The 26,504-nt window shown below is 68.1% G+C and carries 26 protein-coding genes and 1 pseudogene; 12 read left to right on the forward strand and 15 right to left on the reverse strand.

Going from position 1 to position 26,504, the window contains the following annotated elements:
* Positions 1–99: 99 nt before the first annotated feature.
* Genes BKY59_RS01915 through BKY59_RS01935 form a run of 5 tightly spaced genes read right to left on the reverse strand, consistent with a single transcriptional unit; the run spans position 100 to position 6,115 of the window.
* Positions 100–945, reverse strand: coding sequence for an HpcH/HpaI aldolase/citrate lyase family protein (locus BKY59_RS01915; protein ID WP_076068399.1), 846 nt, complete (start codon positions 943–945; stop codon positions 100–102).
* Positions 942–1,394, reverse strand: a complete 453-nt coding sequence (locus BKY59_RS01920) for a MaoC family dehydratase (RefSeq protein ID WP_076068400.1) — start codon at positions 1,392–1,394, stop codon at positions 942–944. The genes BKY59_RS01915 and BKY59_RS01920 overlap by 4 nt, the downstream gene beginning before the upstream one ends.
* Positions 1,394–3,346, reverse strand: coding sequence for an acetyl/propionyl/methylcrotonyl-CoA carboxylase subunit alpha (locus BKY59_RS01925; RefSeq protein WP_076068401.1), 1,953 nt, complete (start codon positions 3,344–3,346; stop codon positions 1,394–1,396). Before BKY59_RS01925 ends, BKY59_RS01920 begins: the two co-directional genes overlap by 1 nt.
* 4 nt (positions 3,347–3,350) lie before the next feature.
* Positions 3,351–4,952, reverse strand: a complete 1,602-nt coding sequence (locus tag BKY59_RS01930; RefSeq protein ID WP_076068402.1) for a carboxyl transferase domain-containing protein — start codon at positions 4,950–4,952, stop codon at positions 3,351–3,353.
* Positions 4,949–6,115: an acyl-CoA dehydrogenase family protein gene (locus BKY59_RS01935; protein WP_076068403.1), complete on the reverse strand. Its 1,167-nt coding sequence runs from the start codon at positions 6,113–6,115 to the stop codon at positions 4,949–4,951. The genes BKY59_RS01930 and BKY59_RS01935 overlap by 4 nt, the downstream gene beginning before the upstream one ends.
* 98 nt (positions 6,116–6,213) lie before the next feature.
* Between BKY59_RS01935 and BKY59_RS01940 the strand changes: the two genes are divergently transcribed.
* From BKY59_RS01940 to BKY59_RS01965, 6 genes are all read left to right on the forward strand, one after another.
* Complete coding sequence (locus tag BKY59_RS01940; protein ID WP_076068404.1) at positions 6,214–7,095, forward strand: LysR family transcriptional regulator; 882 nt, start codon at positions 6,214–6,216, stop codon at positions 7,093–7,095.
* A gap of 75 nt (positions 7,096–7,170) precedes the next feature.
* On the forward strand, positions 7,171–7,971 hold the full coding sequence (locus tag BKY59_RS01945; RefSeq protein WP_076068405.1) for an SDR family NAD(P)-dependent oxidoreductase: 801 nt from the start codon (positions 7,171–7,173) through the stop codon (positions 7,969–7,971).
* A 355-nt stretch (positions 7,972–8,326) separates the two neighbouring features.
* Positions 8,327–8,968: a PepSY-associated TM helix domain-containing protein gene (locus BKY59_RS01950; protein WP_076068406.1), complete on the forward strand. Its 642-nt coding sequence runs from the start codon at positions 8,327–8,329 to the stop codon at positions 8,966–8,968.
* Between the two features lie 11 nt (positions 8,969–8,979).
* The gene (locus BKY59_RS01955) at positions 8,980–9,459 is read left to right on the forward strand and encodes a DUF2271 domain-containing protein (RefSeq protein ID WP_076068407.1); all 480 of its coding nucleotides are present in this window, start codon (positions 8,980–8,982) and stop codon (positions 9,457–9,459) included.
* Between the two features lie 15 nt (positions 9,460–9,474).
* On the forward strand, positions 9,475–10,311 hold the full coding sequence (locus BKY59_RS01960; protein WP_076068408.1) for a DUF4198 domain-containing protein: 837 nt from the start codon (positions 9,475–9,477) through the stop codon (positions 10,309–10,311).
* 9 nt (positions 10,312–10,320) lie between these two features.
* The gene (locus BKY59_RS01965; protein ID WP_240499920.1) at positions 10,321–11,307 is read left to right on the forward strand and encodes an FAD:protein FMN transferase; all 987 of its coding nucleotides are present in this window, start codon (positions 10,321–10,323) and stop codon (positions 11,305–11,307) included.
* A gap of 294 nt (positions 11,308–11,601) precedes the next feature.
* Here the strand turns inward: BKY59_RS01965 and BKY59_RS01970 are convergent, their stop codons facing one another.
* The 4 genes from BKY59_RS01970 to BKY59_RS01985 form a co-directional block, all read right to left on the reverse strand.
* Entirely contained in the window at positions 11,602–12,306 is a 705-nt protein-coding gene (locus BKY59_RS01970; RefSeq protein WP_076068443.1) for a peptidylprolyl isomerase, read from the reverse strand.
* 79 nt (positions 12,307–12,385) lie between these two features.
* Positions 12,386–12,889, reverse strand: a complete 504-nt coding sequence (gene coaD / locus BKY59_RS01975) for a pantetheine-phosphate adenylyltransferase (RefSeq protein WP_076068409.1) — start codon at positions 12,887–12,889, stop codon at positions 12,386–12,388.
* Between the two features lie 19 nt (positions 12,890–12,908).
* Positions 12,909–13,832: a polyprenyl synthetase family protein gene (locus BKY59_RS01980; protein ID WP_076068410.1), complete on the reverse strand. Its 924-nt coding sequence runs from the start codon at positions 13,830–13,832 to the stop codon at positions 12,909–12,911.
* Positions 13,822–14,070: an exodeoxyribonuclease VII small subunit gene (locus BKY59_RS01985; RefSeq protein WP_076068411.1), complete on the reverse strand. Its 249-nt coding sequence runs from the start codon at positions 14,068–14,070 to the stop codon at positions 13,822–13,824. Before BKY59_RS01985 ends, BKY59_RS01980 begins: the two co-directional genes overlap by 11 nt.
* Before the next feature lie 90 nt (positions 14,071–14,160).
* Here BKY59_RS01985 and BKY59_RS01990 point away from each other — a divergent pair, with 90 nt between their 5' ends.
* The 5 genes from BKY59_RS01990 (at position 14,161) to BKY59_RS02010 (ending at position 19,807) form a co-directional block, all read left to right on the forward strand.
* Positions 14,161–14,676 (forward strand): dihydrofolate reductase, encoded by a 516-nt coding sequence (locus BKY59_RS01990; RefSeq protein ID WP_076068412.1) that lies wholly within the window; start codon positions 14,161–14,163, stop codon positions 14,674–14,676.
* 66 nt (positions 14,677–14,742) lie between these two features.
* Positions 14,743–15,672: a bifunctional riboflavin kinase/FAD synthetase gene (locus BKY59_RS01995; protein ID WP_076068413.1), complete on the forward strand. Its 930-nt coding sequence runs from the start codon at positions 14,743–14,745 to the stop codon at positions 15,670–15,672.
* 149 nt (positions 15,673–15,821) lie between these two features.
* Complete coding sequence (ileS, locus tag BKY59_RS02000; RefSeq protein ID WP_076068414.1) at positions 15,822–18,734, forward strand: isoleucine--tRNA ligase; 2,913 nt, start codon at positions 15,822–15,824, stop codon at positions 18,732–18,734.
* Between the two features lie 118 nt (positions 18,735–18,852).
* A complete protein-coding gene (gene lspA / locus BKY59_RS02005) occupies positions 18,853–19,356 on the forward strand; it encodes a signal peptidase II (RefSeq protein WP_076068415.1) in 504 nt (167 codons plus the stop codon).
* On the forward strand, positions 19,349–19,807 hold the full coding sequence (locus tag BKY59_RS02010; protein ID WP_076068416.1) for a DUF3035 domain-containing protein: 459 nt from the start codon (positions 19,349–19,351) through the stop codon (positions 19,805–19,807). The genes lspA and BKY59_RS02010 overlap by 8 nt, the downstream gene beginning before the upstream one ends.
* Before the next feature lie 184 nt (positions 19,808–19,991).
* Here the strand turns inward: BKY59_RS02010 and BKY59_RS02015 are convergent, their stop codons facing one another.
* The 3 genes from BKY59_RS02015 to sseA all read right to left on the reverse strand — a co-directional run bounded on the left by BKY59_RS02015 (position 19,992) and on the right by sseA (position 23,067).
* Positions 19,992–20,837, reverse strand: a complete 846-nt coding sequence (locus tag BKY59_RS02015) for a TorF family putative porin (protein ID WP_076068417.1) — start codon at positions 20,835–20,837, stop codon at positions 19,992–19,994.
* A 194-nt stretch (positions 20,838–21,031) separates the two neighbouring features.
* Positions 21,032–22,201 (reverse strand): cystathionine beta-lyase, encoded by a 1,170-nt coding sequence (gene metC / locus BKY59_RS02020; RefSeq protein ID WP_076068418.1) that lies wholly within the window; start codon positions 22,199–22,201, stop codon positions 21,032–21,034.
* 29 nt (positions 22,202–22,230) lie between these two features.
* Positions 22,231–23,067 (reverse strand): 3-mercaptopyruvate sulfurtransferase, encoded by an 837-nt coding sequence (gene sseA, locus BKY59_RS02025; protein ID WP_076068419.1) that lies wholly within the window; start codon positions 23,065–23,067, stop codon positions 22,231–22,233.
* A gap of 105 nt (positions 23,068–23,172) precedes the next feature.
* Between sseA and queF the strand changes: the two genes are divergently transcribed.
* Positions 23,173–23,619 (forward strand): preQ(1) synthase, encoded by a 447-nt coding sequence (queF, locus tag BKY59_RS02030; protein WP_076068420.1) that lies wholly within the window; start codon positions 23,173–23,175, stop codon positions 23,617–23,619.
* Between the two features lie 24 nt (positions 23,620–23,643).
* Here the strand turns inward: queF and BKY59_RS02035 are convergent, their stop codons facing one another.
* The 3 genes and pseudogenes from BKY59_RS02035 to BKY59_RS17580 form a co-directional block, all read right to left on the reverse strand.
* Entirely contained in the window at positions 23,644–25,131 is a 1,488-nt protein-coding gene (locus BKY59_RS02035) for a S10 family peptidase (RefSeq protein WP_076068421.1), read from the reverse strand.
* A 122-nt stretch (positions 25,132–25,253) separates the two neighbouring features.
* Positions 25,254–26,219 (reverse strand): isopenicillin N synthase family dioxygenase, encoded by a 966-nt coding sequence (locus BKY59_RS02040; protein WP_076068422.1) that lies wholly within the window; start codon positions 26,217–26,219, stop codon positions 25,254–25,256.
* A gap of 68 nt (positions 26,220–26,287) precedes the next feature.
* A pseudogene (locus BKY59_RS17580) lies at positions 26,288–26,504 on the reverse strand (ATP-binding protein); the annotation flags it as partial.

Consider the following 26,504-nt stretch of genomic DNA (forward strand, 5'->3'; position numbering starts at 1 on the left):
CCGCGATCACTGCCGCAGCGCACGCTCGTGCGGCAGGATGCAGCCGGAAATCCATTCGATAACATTGTTACAGGACACAGGTTGCCCGAGTCGCGGCGCTCAGGCCGGGTCGACATTGTTCAGCGTCGCCATTGCCTGGCGCAGGTGCGGCGCGTCGATCATCCGTCCGTCCAGCTGCAACGCGCCGACGCCGGGTTGCGCGGCAAAGGCGTCGACCACCGCCCGCGCCCGCGCGACCGTTTCGGCGTCGGGTGTGAAGGCCGCGTTGATGACCGGCACCTGCGCCGGGTGGATCGCCATCATGCCCGTAAAACCATCGCGGTATCCCCGCGCCGCATAGGCCGCCAGGCCGGCGCCGTCGCCGATCGCGGGATAGACGGTCTCGATCGCCGTCACCCCCGCGGCATGCGCCCCGAACAGCAGCAGTGCGCGGACCATCTGGTAGGGCGCGGTATAGGATCCGTCCGGTTCCCGACTGGTCGCGGCCCCGATCGCGGCGGGCAGGTCCTCCGCCCCCCAGGTCAGTCCGCACAGCCGTTCCGCAACCGAAGCATATTCGCCCAGCGTGAAGATCGCGGCCGGAACCTCCGTTGCGATCGGCAGGATCGGCGGGCAATCCGCCCCGACCGCACGCACCAGCGACAGGATTTCGGCCGGCCCGGTAACTTTCGGCACCATGATCGCGTCGGCGTGCCGCGCGACCATCAGGTCCGCGTCCAGCGTTCCGGCATCTAGCGGGTTGATCCGCACCATCCGCACCACGTCGCGCGGTCCGTCCGCCGGCCCCGCCAGCCAGTCCGCCACCGCCCCGCGCGCCAGCGCCTTGCGCGCCGCCGAAACCGAATCCTCCAGGTCCAGGATGATCGCATCCGCCCCGCTCGCCGCCGCCTTCGCGAACCGTTCCGGCCGGTCGCCCGGCACGAACAGCAGCGACCGCAACCTCATGCCGGCCGCCGCCGCAGCAGCGCGGTCCGCAGGCAGCGGCAGACGACCTCGTCGCGCTGGTTGGTCAGTTCGTGCGTGAATGTCACGATCCCCGCCTCGGGCCGCGACCGGCTGTCCTTCAGCGCGGTCACCACCGTCTCGGCGCGCATCGTATCGCCGATGAACACCGGCTTGGGCATCACCAGCGCGTCATAGCCCAGATTGGCGACGAGCGTGCCCAGCGTCGTATCGCCGACCGACAGGCCGACCATCAGCGCGAAGGTGAAGGTGCCGTTGACGACGATCTGCCCGAACTCGCTTGCCCTCGCGGCCTCCGCATCCAGATGCAACGGCTGCGGATTATGCGTCATCGTCGAAAACAGCAGATTGTCGGTCTCGGTCACCGTCCGGCGGATCTCGTGCGCGATCCGGTCGCCCACCTGCCATTCGTCATACCAGCGCCCGGCCATCAGTCGTCCTTCTCGATCTGCACGAGCAGCATGCCCTCGCTCACCTGCCCGCCGTCGACCGCATGGAGCGCGGTGACGACGCCATCGAACGGCGCAGTCAGACCATGCTCCATCTTCATCGCCTCCAGCGTCACCAGCTTCTGCCCCTTCGTCACCGCCATCCCTTCGGCCACGTCCACCGCGATGATCCGCCCCGGCATGGGTGACAGGATCGCCCCGTCGCTCGCGCCGATGCCTTGTGGTCCGCCCGGCCGATACGCCGTGAATAGTCGGGTGACGCCGTCCTCCGTCACGGCCCACCCGGCGTCGATCCGCACCGCCTTCGGCCCGCCGCCACCCAGACCGTGCTCGCCCGCACCCTGGCGTTCGGCGAGCAGCACGTCATGCGCCTTCCCCCCTTCCGCAAGCCGCACCACCGTGGGCGCGGCATCGCGATTGAGTCGGAAGCCCTGTCCCCCCCGCCCGTTATGGTCGGCGTGCCGCCCGGCATGACGACGACCGGGCCCGCTGCCGCCGGTGCCATCCTCGAAAACGGATCGCGCAACGACCTGCAGTACTGCGTCGGACGGCTGGGCAACGGGAATCAGCGCCGCCCCCTCGGCGGCGATCAGCCCGGTGTCGATCTGCCCGGCTGCGAACCGCGCATTCCGCAGCGCCAGCGTCAGGAAACCCGCATTGGTCTTCACAGGCCAGCAGCGGGTTCGTGCCGTCATCCGCTCCAGATTGTCGATTGCCTGCGCCCGCGTCGGCGCATGCGTCACCAGCTTGGCGATCATCGGGTCGTAATATGTCGACACGGTATCGCCCTGGCGGACGCCTGTCTCGATCCGGGCCTTCCGACCGCGATGGAAGTTCGGCAGATCGAGATAGTCGAGCCGACCGATGCTGGGCAGGAACCCCGTCGCCGGGTCCTCGGCATATAACCGCGCCTCGATCGCCCAACCATTGATGGCCAGCTGGTCCTGGCGCTTCGGCAACCGCTCCCCGCTTGCCACGCGCAGCTGCCATTCGACCAGGTCGACACCGGTGATCTCCTCGGTCACCGGATGTTCGACCTGCAACCGCGTATTCATCTCCATGAACCAGATCCGGTCCGCCCGAAGCCCCTCGCTCGCGTCCGCGATGAACTCGATTGTCCCCGCCCCGACATACTCGACCGCCTTGGCCGCACGCACCGCCGCGTCGCAGATCGCCGCGCGCGTCTCGGCATCCATGCCCGGCGCGGGCGCTTCCTCGATCACCTTCTGGTGCCGCCGCTGCAACGAACAGTCGCGCTCGAACAGGTGGACGACGTCGCCATGCGTGTCGCCGAACACCTGCACCTCGATATGGCGTGGCGACAGGATGTACTTCTCGATCAGCACGTCGGTATTGCCGAATGCCGCCGCCGCTTCGCGCTGGCAGGAGGCGAGCGCATCGTCGAACGCGGCCGGCTCGTCCACGCGCCGCATCCCCTTGCCACCGCCCCCCGCCACCGCCTTGATGAGCACCGGATAGCCGACCGCATCGGCCTCCGCCCGCAACCGCGCCGGCGTCTGGTCCGCACCCAGATAGCCCGGCGTCACCGGCACGCCCGCCGCAATCATGCGCTGCTTGGCGGCATCCTTCAGCCCCATCGCGCGGATGCTGTCCGGTCGCGGCCCGACCCAGACCAGCCCGGCCTCGATCACGGCTTCCGCGAAATCGGCATTCTCCGACAGGAAACCGTAGCCGGGGTGGATCGCCTCCGCCCCCGTCGACAGTGCCGCGGCAATGATCCGCTCGCCGACCAGATAGCTCTCCCGCGCCGGCGATGCGCCGATATGCACGGCCTCGTCGGCCTGCGCGACATGCAGCGCCTGCGCGTCGGCTTCCGAGAAGACGGCAACCGTGCGGATCCCCAGCGCCCGTGCGGTCCGGATGATCCGGCAGGCAATCTCGCCGCGATTGGCGATCAGAAGCGATGCGATCATGCGGCTACATCCTGAACACGCCGAACGCGGTGCGTTCGGGAATCGGGGCATTCAACGTCGCGGCCAGCGCTAGGCCCAGCACGTCGCGGGTCTGCGCCGGATCGATGATTCCGTCGTCCCACAGCCGTGCGGTCGCGTACCACGGGTTGCCCTCGTCCTCGTACTTTGCACGGACCGGCGCCTTGAACGCCTCCGCCTCTTCCGCGGTCCAGTTGTCCGCATCGCGGTGGACGGTCGCCAGCACCGACGCCGCCTGCTCGCCGCCCATCACGCTGATCCGACTGTTCGGCCAGCTGAACAGGAAGCGCGGCCCGTACGCACGCCCGCACATCCCGTAATTCCCCGCGCCGAAGCTGCCGCCGATCAGGATCGTGATCTTCGGCACGGTCGCGGTCGCGACCGCGGTGACCAGCTTCGCGCCATGCTTGGCGATCCCCTCCGCTTCGTACCGCCCGCCGACCATGAAGCCGGAGATATTCTGCAGGAACAGCAGCGGGATCCGCCGCTGGCAGGCCAGTTCGATGAAATGCGCGCCCTTCTGCGCACTCTCGCTGAACAGCACACCGTTGTTCGCGAGGATCGCGACGGGCATCCCATGAACATGCGCGAACCCGCAGACGAGGCTCGTCCCGTACAGCGCCTTGAACTCGTGAAACTCGGACGCATCGACGATCCGCGCGATCACCTCGCGCACATCGTAGGGCGCCCGCACGTCGGCCGGCACGATCCCGTACAGCTCCTTCGCATCGAACGCCGGCGGCCGCGGCTCGGCTACGTTCACCGGCGCCGGCACCTGCGGCGGCAGCATCGACACGATATCGCGCACGATCGCCAGCGCGTGATCGTCATCCTCCGCGACATGATCGACCACGCCCGACCGCCGGCCATGCGTATCCGCCCCGCCCAGCTCCTCGGCTGAGATCACCTCGCCCGTCGCCGCCTTGACCAGCGGTGGCCCGGCCAGGAAGATCGTCCCCTGCCCGCGTACGATCACCGTCTCGTCCGACATCGCCGGCACATAGGCCCCGCCCGCGGTGCAACTCCCCATCACGCACGCGATCTGCGGGATGCCGAGCGCCGACATCTGCGCCTGGTTGAAGAAGATCCGCCCGAAATGCTCGCGGTCCGGAAACACCTCCGCCTGATGCGGCAGGTTCGCGCCGCCGCTGTCGACCAGGTAAAGGCACGGCAACCGGTTCTCCTGCGCGATCTCCTGCGCGCGCAGATGCTTCTTCACGGTCAGCGGATAGTAGGTCCCGCCCTTCACCGTAGCATCGTTGCACAGGATCATGCACTGCCGCCCCGCGACGCGCCCGATGCCCGCGATCACCCCCGCGCCCGGCACCGCATCGTCATACAATCCGTTCGCGGCGAGCTGGCCGATCTCCAGAAACGGCGATCCCGGATCGAGCAACCGCTCCACCCGGTCACGCGGCAACAGCTTGCCCCGCCCCGCATGCCGCTCCCGCGCCGCCGCACTCCCGCCCAGCGCCGCCTTCGCGACATCGCCGCGCAGCCGCTCGACCAGCGCCCGGTTATGCGCCGCGTTCGCGCGAAACCCTTCGGTCTCCGGCGAGAGCGCGGAAGTCAGGACCGGTGCGCTCACTGCATCACCTTCGGCGGCGCCCCGATCAGTTCGCGACCGATCAGCATCCGCCGGATCTCGTTCGTGCCCGCCCCGATGTCGAGCAGCTTGGCGTCGCGCATATAACGCTCGACCGGCCAGTCCTTGGTATAGCCCGCCCCGCCCAGCGCCTGGATCGATTCCAGCGACACCTTCACCGCATTCTCGCTCGCCAGCAGGATCGCACCGGCCGCATCGAACCGCGTCGTGCGCCCCGCGTCGCAGCTCCGCGCCACCGCATAGACATAGGCCCGCGCCGAATTGAGCGCGACATACATGTCGGCCACCTTCGCCTGGATCAGCTGGAATTGGCCGATCGCCTGCCCGAACTGCTGCCGCTCGCGAACATAGGGGATCACCACGTCCAGGCACGCCTGCATGATGCCCAGCTGGATCCCGGCCAGCACCGCGCGCTCGTAATCCAGCCCCGACATCAGCACGCCGACGCCGCCATTCTCCGGCCCCATCACCGCGTCGGCCGGCACTTCGCATCCGTTGAACACCAGCTCCGCGGTCGGCGATCCACGCATGCCCATCTTGTCGATCTTCTGCCCGATGCTGAAGCCGGCCATGTCGCGCTCGATCAGGAACGCCGTGATGCCGCGGCTCCCCTCGCCCGTCTTGGCATAAACGACCAGCGTGTCGGCATAGGCCGCGTTGGTGATCCAGAACTTCGTCCCGTCCAGCACATAGCCGCCATCGGTCTTGCGCGCGCGCAGCTTCATCGAGACCACATCGGACCCGGCCGAAACCTCCGACATCGCCAGGCTCCCGACATGCTCGCCGGAAATCAGCTTGGGCAGATATTTCGCCTTCTGCGCCGCATTGCCCCACCGGCTGATCTGGTTGACGCACAGGTTGCTGTGCGCGCCGTAGCTGAGGCCAACCGATGCCGACGCGCGCGACACTTCCTCCACCGCGACGACATGTTCCAGATAACCGAGCCCCAGCCCGCCGTCCGCCTCCGCCACCGTGATGCCGTGCAGGCCGAGCGCACCCATGGCGGGCCACAACTCTTGCGGGAACCAGTCGTCCGCATCGATCCTTGCTGCCAGCGGCGCAATCTGTTCGGCGGCAAAACGCTGCGTCGTTTCGCGGATCATGTCCGCGGTCTCACCGAGTGCGAAGTCGAAATCAGGTGCCATGCGGCCTCTCCGGACATTGTTCTATTTTCCGTCGGTCTAGCACTTCGGCCGTCCGCGCAGAAATTGAAACCACGCGATGCATGGCATAGGTCCGGTCTATGATCGATCGCTACCTGCTGCGCTATTTCCTGGCCGTCCTCGATCAGGGCAATTTCACGCGCGCCGCGCTGCATGTCCGCGTGTCGCAACCCACGCTGTCGGTCGGCATCGCCAAGCTGGAATCGCTGCTCGGCTGCCCGCTGTTCCACCGGACCAACCGGCGGGTCGAACTGACCGCCGCCGGCACGCGCTTCGCGGGCCATGCCCGGCGGATCGAGGCGGAATTCGCCGCCGCCGAACGGTCGGTGCGCGACACCGCCGCCGTCCGCCACGTCCGGCTGGGCATCGTGCCCACGCTGCCGTCGCGCTGGATCGAACGGGCGCTCCGTGCGGCACGCGCCGCGGGCACACCCGACCGGCTGGAGATCGTCGAGGGCCGCGCGCGCGATCTGCGGCCGCGGCTCGAACGCGGCGCGCTGGACGCCCTGCTCTGCCGTCTGGACGACGATGCCGACCCGCTGTTCACCGAATCCTACGCCGTGGCGATGGCCGCCGATCACCCGCTCGCCGACCGCACCATGGTCGATGCGCAGGATATCGCCGCCGAACCGATGATCGTGCGCCGCCAGTGCGAGGCATTGGCCGACGTCAGCCGTTTCTTCACGCTGCGCGGCGTCCGCCCGTTCATGGCCGCCCGCACCACCAGCGACGACCGTGCGGTCGCCTATATCCGTGCTGGACTGGGCGTCACCGTCATGCCGCGCTGCTTCGCCGATCCGGGTATTGCGATGCCCGCACTCGCCGGGTTCGATCTTTGCCGCAGGATGGGATTCATGGTCGCCCCCGCCGCCGCGTCGCGACTGGCGGACAGCGAGGGCTTCCGGCTGTTCGGCACCGCGATCCGCTCGGCCCATGCCGAGACGGATCACGGGCTGGCCTGACCCGATCGCGACAGGAGGCAGCCGATTGACGATCCGGTGCGTTGCCTGCCCGAACGACCATGATCGGACTGACCCATGCATATCGACCTGACCGGCAAGACCGCGATCGTAACCGGTTCGACGGAGGGGATCGGCTATGCCATCGCCGCCGGTCTGCGCGACGCGGGGGCCGGCGTCGTCATCAACGGCCGCACCCTTCAGAAGGTGGAGGCCGCCGTCGCGCGGCTGAAGGGCGAACCGGGTGGCCCGGGCGGCGACGTGCGCGGGGTGGCGGCCGATCTGGCGACCAGCGACGGGCACGACCGGCTGGTCAAGGCGATCCCGGCGGCCGACATCGTGGTCAGCAACCTCGGCATCTTCCAACCCGCCGACTTTTTCGATACCGACGACGCGACATGGGACCGGCACTGGCAGGTCAATGTCATGGCCGGCGTCCGGCTGGCACGCGCCTATCTGCCGGGCATGGAATCCAAGGGCTGGGGACGCTTCATCATGCTGGCGTCCGAATCGGCGTTCAACATCCCCGTCGAAATGATCCACTACGGTGTCAGCAAGACCGCTGACGTGGCGCTGGCCCGCGGCCTGGCGAAGCGGATGGCGGGCACCGGCGTCACGGTGAACGCCGTCCTGCCCGGCCCGACGCTGTCCGAAGGGGTGGAGGCGATGCTCGAGGAAGAACGCGCGCGGACTGGCTTGCCGATCGCCGACGTCGCCGCCGAGTTCGTCAACAACCACCGGCCGAGTTCGATCATCCGCCGCGCCGCCACGGTCGATGAGGTCGCCAACATGATCGTCTACGTCGCGTCGAACCAGGCATCCGCGACCACCGGTGCCGCCCTCCGCGTGGACGGCGGGGTGATCGACACGCTGATGTAGGGCTCGGACCAGCATGCCCCGGGGCTGGTTGGCAGCACATGTTCGGTTCGGTTCGAACGAACCGCGTATGACCTGAGCCGGGGCATGATCGGTGAGGGTCGGTTTCGACCATTTCCGCCCTTGCCGTCGTCATCCCGGACTTGATCCGGGATCCATTATCACTCCCGCGAGGCCAGCCACAGCCGGAGTGATAATGCTTCCTGACCTTCGTCAGGACGACGACGGATGACGCGAAAGCAGCGTCTGTGAAACTTGATTACGACAGATCTGATTCACTGGATCGGACGGTGAGGAGTTGACAATGCCTCGCATTAGCGGCCTTAGAGCATAAGCCGCTCCGCCCGAGGTATCCGTCATCCAGCCTGCCCCCGCCCGTCCGCTCAAGGCCAAGCGCAAGTGGCGCGGCTGGTGGCTGAAACAGCTGCACAGCTGGCACTGGGTCAGTGCGGCCGTGTCACTGGTCGCGATGCTACTGTTTTCGATCACGGGCATCACGCTGAACCATGCGGGGTCGATCGCCGCAAAGCCCGTTGTGATGACCAGCACAGGCGTCCTGCCCGCACCGCTGCGCGCCGCGCTGCCCGCCGCCCCTGCTGCCGACGCGCCCCTGCCGCCACCGGTCGCGGCCGCGGTCGATCACGCGGTCGGGCTCAATCCCGCCGGTCGCCCGGCCGAATGGTCGGAGGGCGACGTCTATGTCGCGATGCCGCGGCCGGGCGGCGACGCGTGGGTCAGCATCGATCGCGCCAGCGGCCGGATCAGCGCGGAAACCACCGATCGCGGCTGGATCTCCTACCTGAACGACCTGCACAAGGGCCGCAACGCCGGCGCCACATGGTTCTGGTTCATCGATATCTTCGCCGCCGCCTGCATCCTGTTCACGCTGACCGGCCTGCTGCTGCTGCAACTCCATGCGCGGCACCGTCGGCTGACCTGGCCGATCGTCGCGGCCGGGCTTGCCGTCCCGGTCGTCATTGCCATCCTGTTCGTCCATTGAGGGGTCCCGTCATGCGTCCATCGTCATTCCTGCTCGTCGCCGGGGTCGTTGCGGCCCCCGCCACCGCGGGCACGATCAGCGTCACCATCCCGCGGCTCCCCGTCGCCGAATATCACAAGCCCTACATGGCGATCTGGCTGGAACCCGCCGGCGGGGGTGCCGCCCGCACGCTGGCCGTGTGGTACGATGTCAGGAAGGGCGGCAACGAGCCCGGCACCAAATGGCTGTCCGACCTGCGCGCCTGGTGGCGCAAGGGCGGCCGCAGCCTGGCGCTGCCCGCCAACGGCGTCAGTGGTGCCACCCGCGCGCCCGGCCGCTACATCCTTACGCTGCCGACCGACCTGAAACCGGGCGCCTATGTCCTGAACGTGGAGGCCGCGCGCGAAACCGGCGGGCGTGAACTCGTGACCGTGCCGGTGACGGTGCCGAACGGCGCCGCGCAGGCCACCGGCAAGACCGAACTCGGCGCCGTCACCCTTTCCGCCCGCTGATCTGGAGCGACCCTGATGCATAGCCTCGCCCGCCGCCTGCTCGCCGCCGCAGCCCTGCTGTCGCTCCCCGCCACGCTGTCCGCGCACCGGATGTGGCTGCTCCCGTCCGGCACGGTCTTTTCCGGCACCGACAGCTGGGTGACGGTCGATGCGGCCGTGTCGAACGACCTGTTCTTCTTCGATCATCAGCCCGGCCGGCTGGAAAACATGAAGGTGTGGCAGCCCGACGGCACCGCCGGCCAGCTTCAGAACGGCGCGACCGGGCGCTATCGGTCGGTCTTCGACGTCAGGCTCGACAAGCCCGGCACCTGGAAGATCGGGTCGCAGAACGCCGCCGTGATGGGCAGTTTCAAGGTCGGCGGCGTCGAAAAGCGCATCGGCCGGCGCGGTCCGCCGCTACCCGGCGCGCCCGCCCCGCTGACCGTCGCGGACATTCCCGCCAACGCCACCGACGTGAAGCTGACCGAGGTGGCCGGCCGAAACGAGATCTTCGTCACCGCCGGCGCGCCTACGACAACGGTATTTGCCACGACGGGCAAGGGGCTGGAATTTGCCCCCGTCACCCATCCCGACGAACTGGTCGCCGGCCAGGCCGCGCGGTTCCGTTTCCTGGTGGACGGCAGGCCCGCCGCCGGGCTGAAGATCAGCGTGATCCCCGGCGGCAAGCGGTATCGCGATGCCGAAGGCGGCATGGAACTGACCACCGGCGCGGACGGCGTCGTGGCGGTGACCTGGCCGACCGCGGGCATGTACTGGTTGAATGCGAACCTGACCGATGCGAAGACCACGACGCCCCGCGCCACCGAACGCCGGCTGTCCTACACCACCACGCTCGAAGTGCTGACGCCCTGATCCGCCCACATGCGGATTGCGCTGCCCCTGCTGATCGTGCCGGACGCGTTCGACCGGCGCGACTCCGCCATTCCCGTCGTGACGCTGACCGGCGCGACGATGGGCACCGGCTGGCGCATACTGTTCGCCTGTCCTCGCACGACCGACCCCGCCGCTGTCGAGGAAAAGATCGTCGCAAGGCTGGCCGGGCTGGTTGCCGAGATGAGCCATTGGGACCCGTCCTCGCTGCTCTGCCGCTTCAACGCCGCCCCCGCCGGCCGCTGGCTCGCATTGCCGCCCGACTTCGCCGGCGTGATGGCGACCGGTCTGACGATCGCGGCGGCAAGCGGCGGCGCGTTCGATCCCGCCATGGGCCGGCTGGTTGACCTGTGGGGATACGGACCGCCCGGCCCCACCCCGCCGCCGACCCCGGACCTGATCGCCGCGGCCCTTGCCGTGTCCACCTGGAAACATCTGCAATTCGACCCTGGCAGCCGGCGATTGCGCCAACCCGGCGGGCTTGCGCTCGACCTGTCGGGCATCGCCAAGGGCCATGCCGCCGATGCGGTCGCCGATCTGCTGGCCGGGCTGGGCTTGCGCGATTGCCTGATCGAGGTCGGCGGCGAGCTGGTCGGCCGCGGCATCCGCCCGGACGGTGAACCCTGGTGGGTGGATCTGGAGATACCGCCCGGCACGGCCGCCGCCCCGTTGCGCGTCGCCCTGCACGGCCTCGCGGTGGCGACATCGGGCGATTATGTCCGCGGTCCCCACACGCTCGACCCGCGCACCGGTCGCCCGGTCGCCAACGCGGTCGTCTCGGTCAGCGTCCTCCACCCCCGCGCCGCCGCGGCAGACGCCTTCGCCACTGCGCTGACCGTGCTGGGTGCGGAGGCGGGAATTGCCTTCGCGCGCGAGCAGGGTCTGGCCGCACGGATCGTTACGTTCAATGAGGGCGGGACGACCGAGTATCTGAGCCCGGCGCTGGCGGCCATGCTGGACGACGGCGTCGGCATCTAAAGCACGATGACTTCGACAAGAACCGTCCATCCCGAGCGAAGTCGAGGGACCCGTCGAGCGCAGCCGAGACGGCCAACCGCGCCCCTCGGCTACGCTCGTGGAAGTGCCCGACTACGCTCGGCATGGACGGGAAGTAGATCGATTTGGGACCCCGGCGTCTACCCGTCACCCCGGACTTGATCCGGGGTCTAACGACCTTGCAACGGCACAGACGAAGCGGGATCCCGGATCAAGTCCAGGATGACAGCCAGGTTGGCCCCGGCGCAAGGTTGATCCGGCCAACCCCGTCCGAACTCAGTTCCCGGCGGGCGGCACCGGCACCGGTTCCGCCGCAGGCACCGCGACCGGCGCGGGCGCAGCTGCAGGCTCCGCCGAAGCCACGAACGGCGCGCCCAGCGTCGCGCGGACGATCCGCGACGGGTTGGCCGGCGGCTCGCCCTTTTCGATCAGGTCGACATATTCCATGCCGGACACTACCCGCCCGATCGCGGTGTAGTTGCCGTCCAACCCCAGGTTCGGGGCCAGCATGATGAAGAACTGGCTGTTCGCGCTGTTCGGTTGCTGGCTGCGCGCCATAGACACTTCGCCGCGGACGTGCGGCATGTCGTTGAATTCCGCCTTCAGGTCCGGCAGCGGCGATCCGCCCGTGCCGTCGCCCTTGGGGTCGCCGCCCTGCGCCATGAACCCGTCGATCACCCGGTGGAACGGCAGGCCGTTGTAGAAACCCTGCTGCGCCAGCGTCTTCACGCGCGCCACGTTCACCGGCGCCTTGTCGGGCCGCAGCTGGATCACGACGCGGCCGCCGGTCGACAGGTCCAGGTTGAACGTGTTCTCCGCGGTCAGCGGCGGCGGCAGGAACGCCTCGACCGGGGTCGCCTGCGGGATCTTGGGCAACGCCTTGGGTACGGTCGCCTCCGTCTGCTCGGGCCGCGCCTGCGCCAGCGCGCCGCCCGAACAGAGCAGCCCGGCCATCGCGGCGAGAAGGAACCTGTTACGCATCGTCATCCCGTATCCCGAAAATTCGGCCGTGCCCTACCGGTGCCCGGCTGTCCAAAGCCTGAATGTCAAAGCCCGAAGATCAGCTGCCCTTGCGGCCGATCGCGTCCACGCGTCCGCGGATCTCCAGGTTCACCGCCGGCGGCACGAACTTGCCGACCTCGCCACCGTATAGCGCGATCTCCTTCACCAGCCGCGACGCGATCGGTTGCAGTGCGACATCCGCCATCAGGAACACCGTTTCGACGCGATTGTTGATCTGCTGGTTCATGCCGGCCATCTGATACTCATATTCAAAATCGGCGACGGCGCGCAGGCCGCGGACGATGACGCTGGCCCCCATCTTCTCCGCGAAATCCATCAGCAGCGAGTCGAACGCCACGACCTCGATGTCGCCGCGCACCGTCGCCACCTCGCGCCTGACGCTGGCCAGCCGTTCCTCGATCGTGAACATCGGCGATTTGGACGGGTTGGTCGTCACCCCCACCACGAACCGGTCGACCAGCTTCGCGCCGCGGCGGATGATGTCCATATGGCCCAGCGTGATCGGGTCGAACGTGCCCGGATAGACCCCGACACGCGTCATCGCTGCATCCCCCCGGCCATCACCGGTCACGGTCCAGAACGAACCGCGCGATCGCGCGCAGCAGGTCCGCCTCCGCGCCGAACAGGTGCAGGTGCCGGATCGCCTGATCGACCAGCATCGCGGCCTGCGCACGCGCCCGGGGCGCGCCCATCAGCGACACGAACGTCGCCTTGCCGGCCCCCGCATCCTTGCCCACCGCCTTGCCCACCGCGGCGGCATCGCCTTCCGCATCCAGCAGGTCGTCGACGATCTGGAACGCCAGCCCGATATCATGCGCATAGCCGCGCAGGCCGGTCCGCCCCTCCGGCCGGACGCGCCCCATGATCGCGCCTGCCTCCAGGCAGAACCCGATCAGCGCGCCGGTCTTCAGCTGCTGCAACCGGGTCACCGCGGCCAGGTCGAACGCCGCGCCCGCCGTCTCGGCCGCCAGGTCCATCATCTGCCCGCCCGCCATGCCGGCCGGACCGCTCGCCCGCGCCAGCTCGGCGATCAGTTCGACCTGCACGAACGGGTCAGGATGGGTCAGCGGATCGGCCAGCAGCTCGAACGCCAGCGCGTGCAGCGAATCACCCGCCAGCACCGCGGTCGCCTCGTCATAGGCCTTGTGGACCGTGGGCTTGCCGCGCCGCATGTCGTCGTCATCCATGCACGGCATGTCGTCGTGGATCAGGGAATAGACGTGGATGCACTCGATCGCCGCACCCACCCGGATCGCGCGTTCGCGGTCCACGTTGAACAGCGCGCAGGTGGCGGACACCAGCAACGGCCGCAAGCGCTTGCCCCCGCCGATCGCGGCATGCCGCATCGCCTGGTACAATCGCGCCCGCCCGTCGTCCGGCACCGCCAGCAGGGTATCGAAGAAGGCGTCGATCTCCGCCGAGACCGCGGCGATCGCAGCGGGCAGGATGTCTGCCGACCTGTCGTTGGCGGCCTCAGTCACCATCGAACGGCGCCGTTCCCGTCGGTTTGCCGTCCGCGCCCGCCACGATCCGCTCGATCCTGGCCTGCGCCGATTGCAACCGCGCCTCGCACTGCTGCTTCAACGCGTCGCCCTCGCCGTACAGCCGGATCGACTCGTCCAGCGACGCCTCGCCGCCTTCCAGCCGTTGCACGATCGCTTCCAGTCGCTTCAATGCGTCCTCGAACGAAAGGTCGCCGATGCTGTCCGTCTGTTCCGCCATTCCGGTCGTATTGGCGATGGGCGGCACGCGGTCAAGCGGGCTCTCGCGCGGACTTGCGGCGGCTTTCGCGCCCGCATAGGGTCGCGGGGAATGACCGACCGCCCCGCACCGCCCAGTCGCCCATACATCACCCTCGTCCTCGCACGCGCCTCCAACGGCGCGATCGGGCGCGACGGCACGCTGCCCTGGCACCTGCCGGCCGACCTGCGGCATTTCAAGCGCGTAACCGCCGGCACGCCGATGGTCATGGGCCGCCGCACGTTCGACAGCCTGCCCGGCCTCCTGCCCCACCGGCGCCATATCGTGCTGACCCGCGACCGGGGTTGGGGGTCGCCGGGTGCCGAACCGGTCGCGACCGTTGCAGATGCACTGGCCGCCGCGGGCCAGGACGACCGACTGTCGGTGATCGGCGGGGCCGAGATCCATACGCTGTTCGAACCGCTCGCCGACCGGATCGAGCTGACCCACGTTCACGCCACACCCGCCGCCGACACTTTCGTCCCGCTGCCCGATCCGGCGATCTGGCGGGAGGATGCGCGCACCGAACATCCGGCCGAGGGGGCGCACCCGGCCTACGCCTTCGCCACCTACCTGCGTCATCGCTGACCGCGTGGGCCGTTGCCACCACCCGACCATTGTCCCCGCCGCCGGTGCTACCTATAGCGCGCGGTCATGCAGAGGCTGACCAGCGACCAACTCATCCCCGCCCCCTATCGCGGCGGCGTCGTGGCGCTGGGCAATTTTGACGGATTCCATCTCGGCCATCAGGCGGTCGTCGCCCGCGCGCGCGCCATCGCGACGGCGGAAGGCCGGCCGCTGATCGTCGCCACCTTCGATCCGCATCCGGTCCGCTACTTCCGCCCCACGGCCGAACCGTTCCGCCTCACCACTCTCGATCAGCGTCAGCGACTGTTTGCCGACGCCGGCGCGGACGCGATGCTGATATTCGGGTTCGACGCCGCGCTCGCCGCCGTCACCGCGCAGGATTTCATCGCCGACTGGCTGCGCGACCGGGTCGGCGCGGCCTGCGTCGTGACGGGTGCCGACTTCACCTTCGGCGCGGGCCGCTCGGGCGACGCCACCATCCTGGCCGAACGCGCCGCGGCCGCCGGCCTGCGCAGCGAGGCGGTTGGCCCTGTCGCGGACGACGGCGGCCCGATCTCGTCCAGCCGCATCCGCGATGCGCTCCGCGCCGGGCGGCCACGGGATGCCGCGCGGCTGCTGACCCGCCCCTACGCGATCGAGGGCGTCGTTCAGCACGGCGACAAGGTCGGCCGCACGATCGGCTACCCCACCGCCAACCTCGACATGGGCAAATATCTGCGCCCCGCCTACGGGATCTACGCGGTCCGCGGCCACTTGCCCGACGGACGCGTGCTGGACGGGGTCGCCAACCTCGGCATCCGCCCGCAGTTCACGCCGCCCAAGGAACTGCTCGAACCGCATTTCTTCGATTTCACCGGCGACCTGTACGGCCAGACGATCGCGATCGACCTGATCGAACATCTCCGCCCCGAAGCAAAGTTCGACGACCTCCCCACGCTGATCGCCCAGATGGACCGCGACAGCGCGAAGGCGAAAGAGATCCTAGCCTCCACCTGACCGTACCCCCGCGGACGCGGGGGTCCAGCTAAGTCACAACGCACTGCGTCGAAGAAGAAGACTGGATCCCCGCCTACGCGGGGATACCGAAGCGCGAAACAAAACACGCCTGTTCCCCCCCGCCCCACCCTGCGCTAAGGCCGCAGGCGATGACCGACACCCAAGATACGCCCGCGCAGGACTGGCGCGCCACCGTCTTCCTGCCGAAGACCGATTTCCCGATGAAGGCCGGCCTCGCCGCCAAGGAGCCGGCGATCCTGGCTAAATGGGCCGAGACCGACCTCTACGGACAGCTTCGCAAGGCGCGCGAAGGCGCCGAACGCTTCATCCTGCATGACGGCCCACCCTACGCCAATGGCGATATCCACATGGGCCATGCGATGAACAAGATCCTCAAGGATATCATCGTCCGGTCGCAGTCGCTGCTCGGCAAGGACGCGCCCTATGTTCCAGGCTGGGATTGCCACGGCCTGCCGATCGAATGGAAGGTCGAGGAACAGTATCGCAAGAAGAAGCTGAACAAGGACGAGGTCGACCCCGTCCTGTTCCGCGCCGAATGCCGCGCCTATGCCGAAACCTGGGTCGACGTGCAGCGCACGCAGTTCCAGCGGCTCGGCGTGCAGGGCGACTGGGCCGACCCGTACCTCACCATGAAGTACGAGGCCGAAGCCACGATCGTCGCCGAACTCCTCAAGTTCGCCGAAACCGGCCAGCTCTACCGCGGCGCCAAGCCCGTCATGTGGAGCCCCGTCGAGAAGACCGCGCTCGCCGAGGCCGAGGTCGAATATGAGGACATCGTCTCCACCCAGATCGACGTCGCGTTTGAGATCGTCGACAGTCCCATCAAGGAACTGATCGGTGCGCACGCGGTCATCTGGACCACGACGCCGTGGACGATCCCGGTCAACCAGGCTTTGGCTTATGGGCCGGAGGTACATTACACGATCGTTGATATTGACCGGCGACGTTACCTTGTCGCCGCAGATCTTTTCGGTCCCTTTCTGGACCGAGTGCCTAGCGAATATGGCATCAGCCAATCGACCGGGATGCGCATCCTGGGATCCCAGCTAGCCGGCACCACTGTCCGTCACCCCATGCACGCGCTCGGCGGGTTCTTCGCCAAGCCGCGCCCGATGCTGCCGGGCGACTTCGTCACGACCGACGCCGGCACCGGCCTCGTCCACATGGCGCCCGACCACGGCGAGGACGATTTCGACCTCTGCAAGGCGCACGGCATCGACCCGGTCTTCGCGGTCGAAGGCGACGGCAAGTACCGCGCGGACTGGGGCTGGCTGGGCGGCGAAGGCTCGGTCATCAACCCGAAGTTCAACGCCCCAGACGGCCCGATCTGCACCGCGCTGCGCAAAACCGGCGCGCTCCTCGCCGCCTCCGCGGACTACAAGCACAGCTACCCGCACAGCTGGCGCAGCAAGGCCAAACTCATCTTCCGCGCCACCCCCCAGTGGTTCATCCCGATGGATGCGGCAGTTAAGCCCTCTCCCCCCCGGGGAGAGGGTACGGAGAGGGGAGCAACGCCAGAAGAACTCGCTACGCTCGCCCCTCTCCCCAACCCTCTTCCGGAAACGGGAGAGGGGGCAGAAGGCAACCGCGCAACCCTCCGCGGAACCGCGCTCGACGCGATCGAACGCACACGCTGGGTGCCCGAGAAGTCCCGCAACCGCATCCACGCGATGGTCGTCGGCCGCCCCGACTGGGTCATCAGTCGCCAGCGCGCCTGGGGCGTCCCGATCGCGCTCTATGTCGATCGCGGGACGGGCGACTATCTCCGCGACCCGGCCGTCAACGCGCGCATCGTCATTGCCGTGGCGGAACGCGGTGCGGACGCGTGGTACACCACCGACCACCAGGCGCTGCTCGGCGACGCCTACGACGCGGCCAACTTCGAACCGGTCAAGGACATCCTCGACGTCTGGTTCGACAGCGGTAGCACGCACGCCTTCGTGATCGAGGCGCGCTACGGCCTCGGCACGCGCGCGAACCTGTATGTCGAGGGGTCCGACCAGCATCGCGGCTGGTTCCAGTCCTCGCTGCTCGAATCGTGCGGCACACGCGGCCGCGCGCCCTACGACGCGGTCCTGACCCACGGCTTCGCGCTCGACGGACAGGGGCGCAAGATGTCCAAGTCGGTCGGCAATGTCGTCGATCCGCTCAAGATCATCGGCGAGTCCGGCGCGGACATCCTGCGCCTCTGGGTCGCCAGCACCGACTATTTCGAGGATGTCCGGATCGGCAAGGAAGTGCTGTCCGGCACGTCCGACGCCTATCGCAAGCTGCGCAACACGTTCCGCTACCTGCTCGGCGCACTCGAAGGCTTCACCGAGGAGGAACGCGTCGCGCCGGAGGACATGCCGGACCTCGAACGCTACGTCCTCGACCGGCTGCTCGACGTCGATCGCACGCTCCGTGCCGCGACCGATGCATATGAGTATAACCGCTACGCCCGCACGCTGACCGATTTCGCGAACAACGACCTGTCGCAGCTGTTCTTCGATATCCGCAAGGACAGCCTGTATTGCGACGCGGCCGACAGCCCCAAGCGCCGCGCCTACCGCACCGTGCTCGACATCCTGTTCCACGCGCTCGTCCGCTACGCCGCGCCGATCCTCTGCTTCACGGCGGAGGAAGTGTGGGGCACGCGCTACCCGGACGGCGGCTCGGTCCACCTGCTTACCTGGCCGATCCTCGACCCCGCATGGGGCGAGGGCGTCGACCGGGCCGAGTGGGAAAAGGTCATGGCACTCCGCCTGGTCGTCAACGCCGAGATCGAGCCCAAGCGCCGTGCCAAGGAACTGGGCTCCAGCAACGAAGCGCGCGTCACGATCGGCTACCCCGACGAACTCGATCGCCCGCGCGCCACGACCACCGAGCTGGCCGAGCTGCTGATCGTGTCCGACGTCGGCTTCGAACATACGCTGCACGGCCCGACCGTCATCGTCCACCGCAGCGAAGACGCCAAATGCGGCCGCTGCTGGCGCCTGCTGCCGGAGGTCAAGACCGACGGTGACCTGTGCCATCGCTGCACCGAAGTCGTCGGCGCATGATGGGCTGTCCAGCTCACAAACAGCGTTTGGTTCGAGCAGGTGGCGAGCGTGGCCGAGACGCGGAGTCGGGAACCCCGCGCGACGTTTTCGACGGGCTCAAACTGACCGGAGCTGGAGCATGACCCGCCCCCGCCCGCTCGGTTACGCCATCGCCATCGCGGTATTCCTGATCGACCAGCTGTCGAAATGGTATGTCGTCGATATCCTGCGCCTGCACGAACGGTTGCAGATCACCGTCCTGCCGATCTTCGACCTGACCTGGGTGCGTAATTTCGGCGTGTCGATGGGGTTGCTCACCGCCAGTACGGACGTCGCACGCTGGCTGCTCGTCGCGCTGACCGGCGTGATCGCCACCGGGGTCGCGGTGTGGCTCTGGCGCGAACGCAAGACGCCCGATATGGTGGCGCTGGGTCTCGTCTTGGGTGGCGCGCTCGGTAATATCCTTGATCGGGTGCGGTTGGGTTATGTCGCGGATTTCCTCGACCTTCATTTCGGGGACCTGCATCCCTTTTTGGTCTTCAATGTCGCCGACGCCGCCATTACCATCGGTGTCCTGTTGCTGCTCCTGCGCGCTTTCCTGACGCGCGACGGGGCCGATCGTTCGGAGAATGAGCATGCGTAAATCGATCGTCGCGGGCACCGCGCTCGCCTTGCTGGCCCTGTCGGCCTGTGGCGGCAACAACAAGGGCGGCGTATTCGCCGGCCGCTCCGGCCCGGATGAGTTCGCCGTCGCGCGCCGCGCGCCGCTCGTCGTACCGCCCGATTTCGCACTCACCCCGCCCAAGCCCGGCGCCCCCCGCCCGCAGGAAGCAGACAGCAGCACGCAGGCTCTATCTGCCATGTTCGGCGGCCAGGCGGCACGCAGCGCGGGCGAAAACGGCTTGATCGGCTCGGCCGGCCGGGTCAGCGACGCCGGCATCCGGTCCGAAGCCGGCGGCAACACCACGGTGGTCGACAAGGGTGCCGTCACGCGCGACATCCTGGCCGCCCCCACCGGTGCCGGCGCGGATGCCGCGGCCACCAGCGGCACGCCCGCGACCACGTCCACCCCGCCGACGCCCACACCGAACTGATCGCCCCCGATCGCGAACATGAAAAACCCCCGTCGCCGGCCGCCACGGGGGTTTTCTCTGGTCAGGCGAGAATGGCCCAACTCTAGATCTTATCCCGGCAAAAGCCGGGATCTCTTTTGGGTCGATAAGGTCCAAGTCACCATGCGGACGCCGGCCTCCAGACAGGAGGCCGACGGCACGACGATCAGAACGCCGCGGTTACCGCAAATACCACCTTGCCGTTGGCGATCGACCCGGTGCCGTCCTGCCCCTTGGAAAAGCTCGGCTGGATACGCTGCGCACCGAACGAACCGAACCCGATGTCCGTGTCGACATAGGACACGCCGAACGTCAGATTCTTGTATGTCGTGTCCGCGCCGACCATCCAGTCCCAATAGGTGCCCGTCGGTGCGACGCTGGTCCCGTTCGGCCCCAGCCCCGGATTGCCGTCGGAATAGCCGACATGCGCCTTCAGGCTGACCGGCGTCCCGGGCAATGCGGCCAGCGCGTCGCCCGACAGGTACAGATTGTCGTTCTTCTTGCCCGGCCGGTCCGGCGTACCCGCGACATACAATGCGCCGGTGCTGTACCAGCGGCCCAGCGCCTCCTGTTTCGGCGCGTAGGCGACGCCGGCGGTCAGCGTCACGGGACCGACCACGCCCGACAGCTTGACATAGGGTTCGGCAAAATCGGTTTTGCTCGCCCCGCCCGGATACATATACCACAGCAGACCGACATCGAGCGTACCGCTGCCGACCTTCGCCTTGTACCCGCCGTAAACATCGAGTTCCATGTTGGACCCGCCGAACGTGCCCCAGCCGGACAGGTTCGAACCCCAGACGCCCGCGTAAAGCCCGCTCTCATGCGTCGCGGTCAGGCCCGCCTGGACGGCCATGTCCTCGTCCGACTGCGACACGCCGCGGAACCGGTAATCGGATACGAGGCCGGCCGATCCGCTGATCGTGATCGGGCTGGCCGGCGCATCCTGTGCGAAGGCGGGGGTGGCGGCCACCAGCAAGGCGGCAGGCAGCAATTTGTGGAACGGATGCATGGCGAAGGCCCCTTGTGCAGACAATGTCTCGTTCCGCTGCGTATCGTGGCGCCCGTCCTCTCACCTTGCGGGGGGAATGGCTGGCCGATCGACATCCTCAATGTCACCGAAATCGCCGCACCGCACAATGACGTTTATGCGACAACGCTGTCCTTCTTGCCGCTATTGTTGCCTGATAACCACGATCCGTGAAACTATCGGGCGCGCGCATATCGCTGGAGGCCCGCGGCAAGATCGGCGATCAGGTCTGCCGGATCCTCCAGCCCGATATGCAGCCGCACCATCGGCCCGTCCGCCGTCCATCGCGTCGCGGTGCGCAAGGCCGCCGGATCGACCGGGATCGCCAGGCTTTCATAGCCACCCCAGCTATATCCGATCCCGAAATGGACCAGCCCGTCGATCAGCGCCGTCCGCGCCGCATCGTCGCCGCCCGCCAGCACGAACCCGAACAGCCCCGACGCCCCGCTGAAGTCGCGCGCCCACAGCGCGTGGCCGGGGCAACCGGGCAAGGCCGGATGGACGACCCGCGCGACCTGCGGCTGATCCGCTAGCCAGCGCGCGACGGCCAGCCCGCCCGCCTCGTGCTGGCGCATCCGCACTGCCAGCGTACGCAACCCACGGCTGCCGAGATACGCATCGTCCGGCGCGACATGGATGCCGTAGGCGTGGACCAGGTCGCGCAACCCCCCGAACCGCCCCGGTGCCGCCGTGACCGACCCCAGCATCGCATCCGAATGGCCGACGATATATTTGGTGCACGCCAGCACGGTCAGGTCGACCCCCTTCTCGATCGCGCGGAACAGCAGCGGCGTTGCCCAGGTATTGTCCAGCACGGTCGCCACCCCGCGTGCCCGCGCGACGGCGCAGATCGCCGGCACGTCCTGCACCTCGAACGTCAGGCTGCCCGGGCTTTCCATCAGGATCGCCGCCGTCCGGTCGCCGATCAGGTCGGCGATGCCGGCCCCCACGGTCGGGTCGTAGAACCGCGTCGTCACCCCCATCGGGGTCAGCACCGTCCGGCAGAACGCTCGCGTCGGCTCGTACGCGCTGTCTACCATCAGCAGTTCGTCGCCACTCTTCAGCACCGACAGCAGCGCCCCCGCCACCGCCGAAACGCCGGACGGGTATAGCATCGTCCCTTCCGCCCCCGGTTCCAGCGCGGTCAGCGCATCGGCCAGCGCCCACTGCGTCGGCGTGCCGCGCCGACCATAATAGAGCCCGTCATTGGGCCGCGCCGACGCCGCCCGCATCGCGGCCACGCTGTCGAACAGCACGGTCGACGCGCGCCACACCGGCGGGTTGACGATCCCCTGCGTCCACTCCGCACGCCGCCCCCCCGCGACCAGCTGGGTCGCGGGTCCCACTGCGCCATGCGCGGGCTCGGCCGGCCCGGTCAGGACAGCGCCTTTTCGGTTGTGGCGTCCCCGCCCCACTCGCTCCAGCTGCCGTCATACAACGCCACCTGTTCCGCACCCAGCAGCTGCGCCCCGAACAGTACCACCGCGGCGGTCACGCCCGATCCGCACGTGGTGACGATCGGGCGGGACAGGTCGACGCCCGCCGCATCGAACACCGCCTGCAACGCCGCGCCGCGTTTCCATGTCCCGTCGGCGGCAAACAGGCTGTCCTGCGGAATGTTGACGCTGCCCGGAATATGCCCGGGCGCCACGCCCGCCCGCGGATCCGCCTCGGCCCCGCCGAACCGCGCGGCGGACCGCGCATCGACCACCTGTTCGGCGTGCGCCGTCTGGTTGTCCTGCATCTGGCGCAGGTCGCGGACCGCCTTCGGATCCTTCCGCACGGTGAAGGGCCGGTGACGCGGCGTCTCGCGCCCCTTGTCCAGCGCGCGGCCTTCCGACCGCCACTTGGCCAGCCCGCCGTCCAGGATCGCCACGTCGTGCGCGCCGTGGATCTTCAGCATCCACCACGCCCGCGCCGACGTATGGTGCGGCGACGCGTCGTAGATCACGATGCGGCTGCCGTCGCCCAGGCCCAGCGCCTGCATGTGGCGTGCGAACGTCTCCGCCGGCGGCAGCATGCCCGGCAGGTCCGTCGTGGTATCGACCAGTTCGGACAGGTCCATGAACACCGCACCCGGTATGTGACCGGCCTCATGATCCGCGACCGGATCCCGCGCCGGATCGGTCGCGAAATAGGTGGCATCGACGATGCGCAGATCGTCGGCACCCATTTCGTTCGCCAGCCACTCGGTCGATACCAACGCGTCCATGCCTGTCGCCCATCATGTTCGACGGCACCGTAGCGGCGGCCCCCCACCCGTTCAATCGCTTCGACAAAGGTTCAGTTGGCTCGCGAAAGCCGCTATGAGGGCGGCATGACACCGCTTCATCTTGGCCAGGCCAGCACGCTTCCCGTATCGCCGGAGGCCGCCGCTCTCGACTATGTCCCGAATCCGCGTATCGGCACGCTCTATCTGATCCGCTTCGCGGTGCCGGAATTCACGTCGCTTTGCCCGGTCACCGGGCAGCCTGATTTCGCCCATCTGGTGATCGACTATGCACCCGGCGACACGATCGTCGAATCGAAATCGCTGAAACTGTTCCTCGGGAGTTTTCGCAACCATGCCGGCTTCCACGAGGATGTGACCGTCGGGATCGGGCAGCGGCTGTGCGCTGAAATGCAGCCGCGCTTCCTGCGGATCGGTGGCTACTGGTATCCGCGCGGCGGCATCCCGATCGACGTATTCTGGCAATCGGGCGAAGTCCCGGCCGGCTTGTGGCTACCCGACCAGGGCGTCGCGGGCTATCGCGGCCGCGGCTGACGCTCTCGGTGCCGCGGCGCGCGATCAGCGGCGGTACAGCGCCCGCGCATCGGCCTTGAACGCCGCCGCACTCGCCCCCCGGCTGTAGAACATGTGCCCGCCGGGGTAGATGGCCAGCTTCACCCGCTCGGCCTGCCCGAATGCCGGCATCTGATCCACGATCAGCCGCGATGCGAAATAGGGGCAGCTCAGGTCGCCCCAGCCATGGACGATCAGCACGCCCATCTTCGGGTCGTTGGCGACGGCCTTGCGCAGGTCCTTCACCGGCGAATCGTCGGGCTTGCCGCGGTCCCACGCAGTGTTCACGGCATAGGATAGCGCGTTGTACCGCGCCTCCGTCTTCCATCCCGCTTCGCGTGTGATGAAATCCACCATGGCGCTGGTCGTCGGCGCGATCAGCGAATCGAGGATCGGGTCGTTCGATTCCTGCTGTGCGGCGAACGGGAACGGGTCCCACGCCGTGACATTGCTGTCGTACACGCTGCCGATCTCGCCCGTATCGCGGCGGATCTCGCGCAGATAGGTGCGACTGTCGACCCGCCCGCCCATCCGCCGGACCAGTACGGGATCCAGCCCGGTCAGTTCCGCCACCTTCGCCGCCATCCGCGCGGGCGCCGCAGGGTCCGATCGTCCGTTCAGCAGGTCCGTCGCATAGGGGCCACGGACATAGGCCTCCACCCCGGCCATCGCCGCGGGGGTCAGCTTCCCCTGCCGTTCCAGATGCCCGGCCGCCATCGACGGCAGTTCGATCATCCACGGCAACGGCGACAGCGCGGTGCCGTCACCGGTTGCCGCCGGATCGAGATAGGGCGAGACCATCACGATCCCCGCTATCCCGACGCCCAGCTGGCTCTGCAGCTCATACGCCATGCGCGGCGCGCGGTAGCCGCCATAGCTTTCACCGACCAGATATTTGGGGGACCGCAGCCGCTCCGCCTTGACCAGCCAGTCATAGACGATCCGCGACAGATATTTGACGTCGGGCTCGGTGCTGTAGAACGCCTTCTTCGTCGCTTCCTCGTCGATCAGCGAGCGGCTGAACCCGGTGCCGACCGGGTCGATGAACACCAGGTCGGTGAAATCCAGCCAGCTTTCCGGATTGTCGCGCGCGACGGCCGCATCGGACGGCGCGTCGCCCGCGGCGCCGAATTGTACCCGCTTCGGCCCGATCGCGCCCAGGTTGAGATAGACTGACGACGCGCCCGGCCCGCCGTTGAACGCGAACGTCACCGGCCGCGCCGGGTCTCGGCCCGGCACGACATAGGCGGTATAGACTACCTGCCCGATCGGCTTGCCCTTGGCATCGCGCACCATGATCGTGCCGACGGTCGCTTCATAGGCGATCTGCCGGCCACCGATCGTCGCGGACTGCCGCACCGTGCGGTCCACGGACAACGGCGGCAGATCGTTACCCTGCGATTCCTCGGTCTTCGCCTTCGACTTTGGCGTATCGTCCTGCGCCAGTGCCGGGGAGGCCGCGGCAAGCGCCAGCAGGGTCAGGGGGATCAGCATTCGGGCCACGGGTCGCTCCGGCAAGGGGATCGCCTCGTGGATCACAGCCGGCGCGCCCCGGCAAGCGCCGTTCGACCGACATGACGGCTCATGCTGCCAAGTCGGTCGGTCGTTGCGCGCGCTTAGATCAGTTTGATCTCGCGCAGCCGCTGCATCAGATAGTCATGCGCGGTGATCCCCTCGGGATACTGGTTCGGCCGGTCCGCCGTGATCGTGCCGGGCAGCGTGCGGATCATATAGTCCGGCCGGAAATGCAGGAAGAACGGCATCGAATAACGTGCGACGCCGCGCCGTTCGGGCGGCGGGTTCATCACGCGGTGCGTGGTCGACCGCAGCACGCCGTTGGTCAGCCGTTGCAGCATGTCGCCGACATTGACCACCAGTTCGCCCGGTCCGATCGCGACGGACAGCCAGTCGCCGTCCTTCTTCTGCAGCTGCAACCCGGCTTCTTCGGCGCCCAGCAGCAGCGTGATCGTGTTGATATCCTCGTGCGCACCCGCGCGGATGCTGGGGCTGTCCGCGCCGATCGGCGGATAATGCAGCAGGCGCAGCACCGAATTGCCATCACGCACCGTATCGACGAAGAACTCCGGTTCCAGCTTTAGGTACCGCGCGATGGCGGACAACAGCCGCGCCCCGGCCGCATCGAACGCCGCGAAGATCGCCAGCATCGCATCGCGGAAATCGGCGACTTCGGTCGGCCAGACGTTCGGCGGCATCTGCGCGGTGAACGGATGGCCCGCCGCCAGCTCGCGCCCGACATGCCAGAATTCCTTCAGGTCGACCGCGCTCGCGTCCTTCGCCGTCTCGATCCCGAACGGGGTCAGGCCACGCGCCCCACCCGTGCCGGGCAAATGATAAGCCCGCTTCACATCCTCCGGCAGCGCGAAGAAAGCCTTGGCCGCGGTCTCTGCGCGCTGGATGATCGCGGCATCGATCCCATGATCGCGCACGACCGCGAAGCCATAGGTTTCGAACGACCGGCCCAGCGCATCGGCGAAGCCCTGCGGATCGGCGGCTGCATCGTTCAGCGAAAGCGACGCGATCGCATCGGTCGTCGCCAGAGGTTCGATCAGGTCGGTGGTCATGACGGTCCTATCGTGTCTTGCCGGGCGCTCTGCTCGCGGTCCGGCCCCTGCATCATGTGGGTAATCGCTCAACCCTTGAACAGCCCGCCGAGCAGCCCGCGGAACAGTTGCGCACCCAGCCGCCCTGCCACCTGCCGGCCGACCGACGATGCGGCCGATCGCGCGGCGGACTGCACCATCTTGTCGACGATGGTCGGGCGGGCGGCAGAGCGTTCGGCCGCGATCCGCGCCCGCGCGTCCGCCTGGGCCTGCGCCGCCTCCGCCCGTTGCGCCGCGCGTTCGGCG

It is taken from the genome of Sphingomonas montana (assembly GCF_001956315.1).
GTDB lineage: Bacteria > Pseudomonadota > Alphaproteobacteria > Sphingomonadales > Sphingomonadaceae > Sphingomonas_R > Sphingomonas_R montana.

Bases quoted from the DNA above. Each gene is read 5' to 3' on its own strand.
- BKY59_RS01915 (WP_076068399.1), bottom strand. From the start codon at position 945: ATGAGGTTGCGGTCGCTGCTGTTCGTGCCGGGCGACCGGCCGGAACGG.
- BKY59_RS01920 (WP_076068400.1), bottom strand. From the start codon at position 1,394: ATGGCCGGGCGCTGGTATGACGAATGGCAGGTGGGCGACCGGATCGCG.
- BKY59_RS01925 (WP_076068401.1), bottom strand. From the start codon at position 3,346: ATGATCGCATCGCTTCTGATCGCCAATCGCGGCGAGATTGCCTGCCGG.
- BKY59_RS01935 (WP_076068403.1), bottom strand. From the start codon at position 6,115: ATGGCACCTGATTTCGACTTCGCACTCGGTGAGACCGCGGACATGATC.
- BKY59_RS01940 (WP_076068404.1), top strand. From the start codon at position 6,214: ATGATCGATCGCTACCTGCTGCGCTATTTCCTGGCCGTCCTCGATCAG.
- BKY59_RS01945 (WP_076068405.1), top strand. From the start codon at position 7,171: ATGCATATCGACCTGACCGGCAAGACCGCGATCGTAACCGGTTCGACG.
- BKY59_RS01955 (WP_076068407.1), top strand. From the start codon at position 8,980: ATGCGTCCATCGTCATTCCTGCTCGTCGCCGGGGTCGTTGCGGCCCCC.
- BKY59_RS01960 (WP_076068408.1), top strand. From the start codon at position 9,475: ATGCATAGCCTCGCCCGCCGCCTGCTCGCCGCCGCAGCCCTGCTGTCG.
- BKY59_RS01965 (WP_240499920.1), top strand. From the start codon at position 10,321: ATGCGGATTGCGCTGCCCCTGCTGATCGTGCCGGACGCGTTCGACCGG.
- BKY59_RS01970 (WP_076068443.1), bottom strand. From the start codon at position 12,306: ATGCGTAACAGGTTCCTTCTCGCCGCGATGGCCGGGCTGCTCTGTTCG.
- coaD (WP_076068409.1), bottom strand. From the start codon at position 12,889: ATGACGCGTGTCGGGGTCTATCCGGGCACGTTCGACCCGATCACGCTG.
- BKY59_RS01980 (WP_076068410.1), bottom strand. From the start codon at position 13,832: ATGGTGACTGAGGCCGCCAACGACAGGTCGGCAGACATCCTGCCCGCT.
- BKY59_RS01985 (WP_076068411.1), bottom strand. From the start codon at position 14,070: ATGGCGGAACAGACGGACAGCATCGGCGACCTTTCGTTCGAGGACGCA.
- BKY59_RS01990 (WP_076068412.1), top strand. From the start codon at position 14,161: ATGACCGACCGCCCCGCACCGCCCAGTCGCCCATACATCACCCTCGTC.
- BKY59_RS01995 (WP_076068413.1), top strand. From the start codon at position 14,743: ATGCAGAGGCTGACCAGCGACCAACTCATCCCCGCCCCCTATCGCGGC.
- ileS (WP_076068414.1), top strand. From the start codon at position 15,822: ATGACCGACACCCAAGATACGCCCGCGCAGGACTGGCGCGCCACCGTC.
- lspA (WP_076068415.1), top strand. From the start codon at position 18,853: ATGACCCGCCCCCGCCCGCTCGGTTACGCCATCGCCATCGCGGTATTC.
- BKY59_RS02010 (WP_076068416.1), top strand. From the start codon at position 19,349: ATGCGTAAATCGATCGTCGCGGGCACCGCGCTCGCCTTGCTGGCCCTG.
- BKY59_RS02015 (WP_076068417.1), bottom strand. From the start codon at position 20,837: ATGCATCCGTTCCACAAATTGCTGCCTGCCGCCTTGCTGGTGGCCGCC.
- sseA (WP_076068419.1), bottom strand. From the start codon at position 23,067: ATGGACGCGTTGGTATCGACCGAGTGGCTGGCGAACGAAATGGGTGCC.
- queF (WP_076068420.1), top strand. From the start codon at position 23,173: ATGACACCGCTTCATCTTGGCCAGGCCAGCACGCTTCCCGTATCGCCG.
- BKY59_RS02035 (WP_076068421.1), bottom strand. From the start codon at position 25,131: ATGCTGATCCCCCTGACCCTGCTGGCGCTTGCCGCGGCCTCCCCGGCA.
- BKY59_RS02040 (WP_076068422.1), bottom strand. From the start codon at position 26,219: ATGACCACCGACCTGATCGAACCTCTGGCGACGACCGATGCGATCGCG.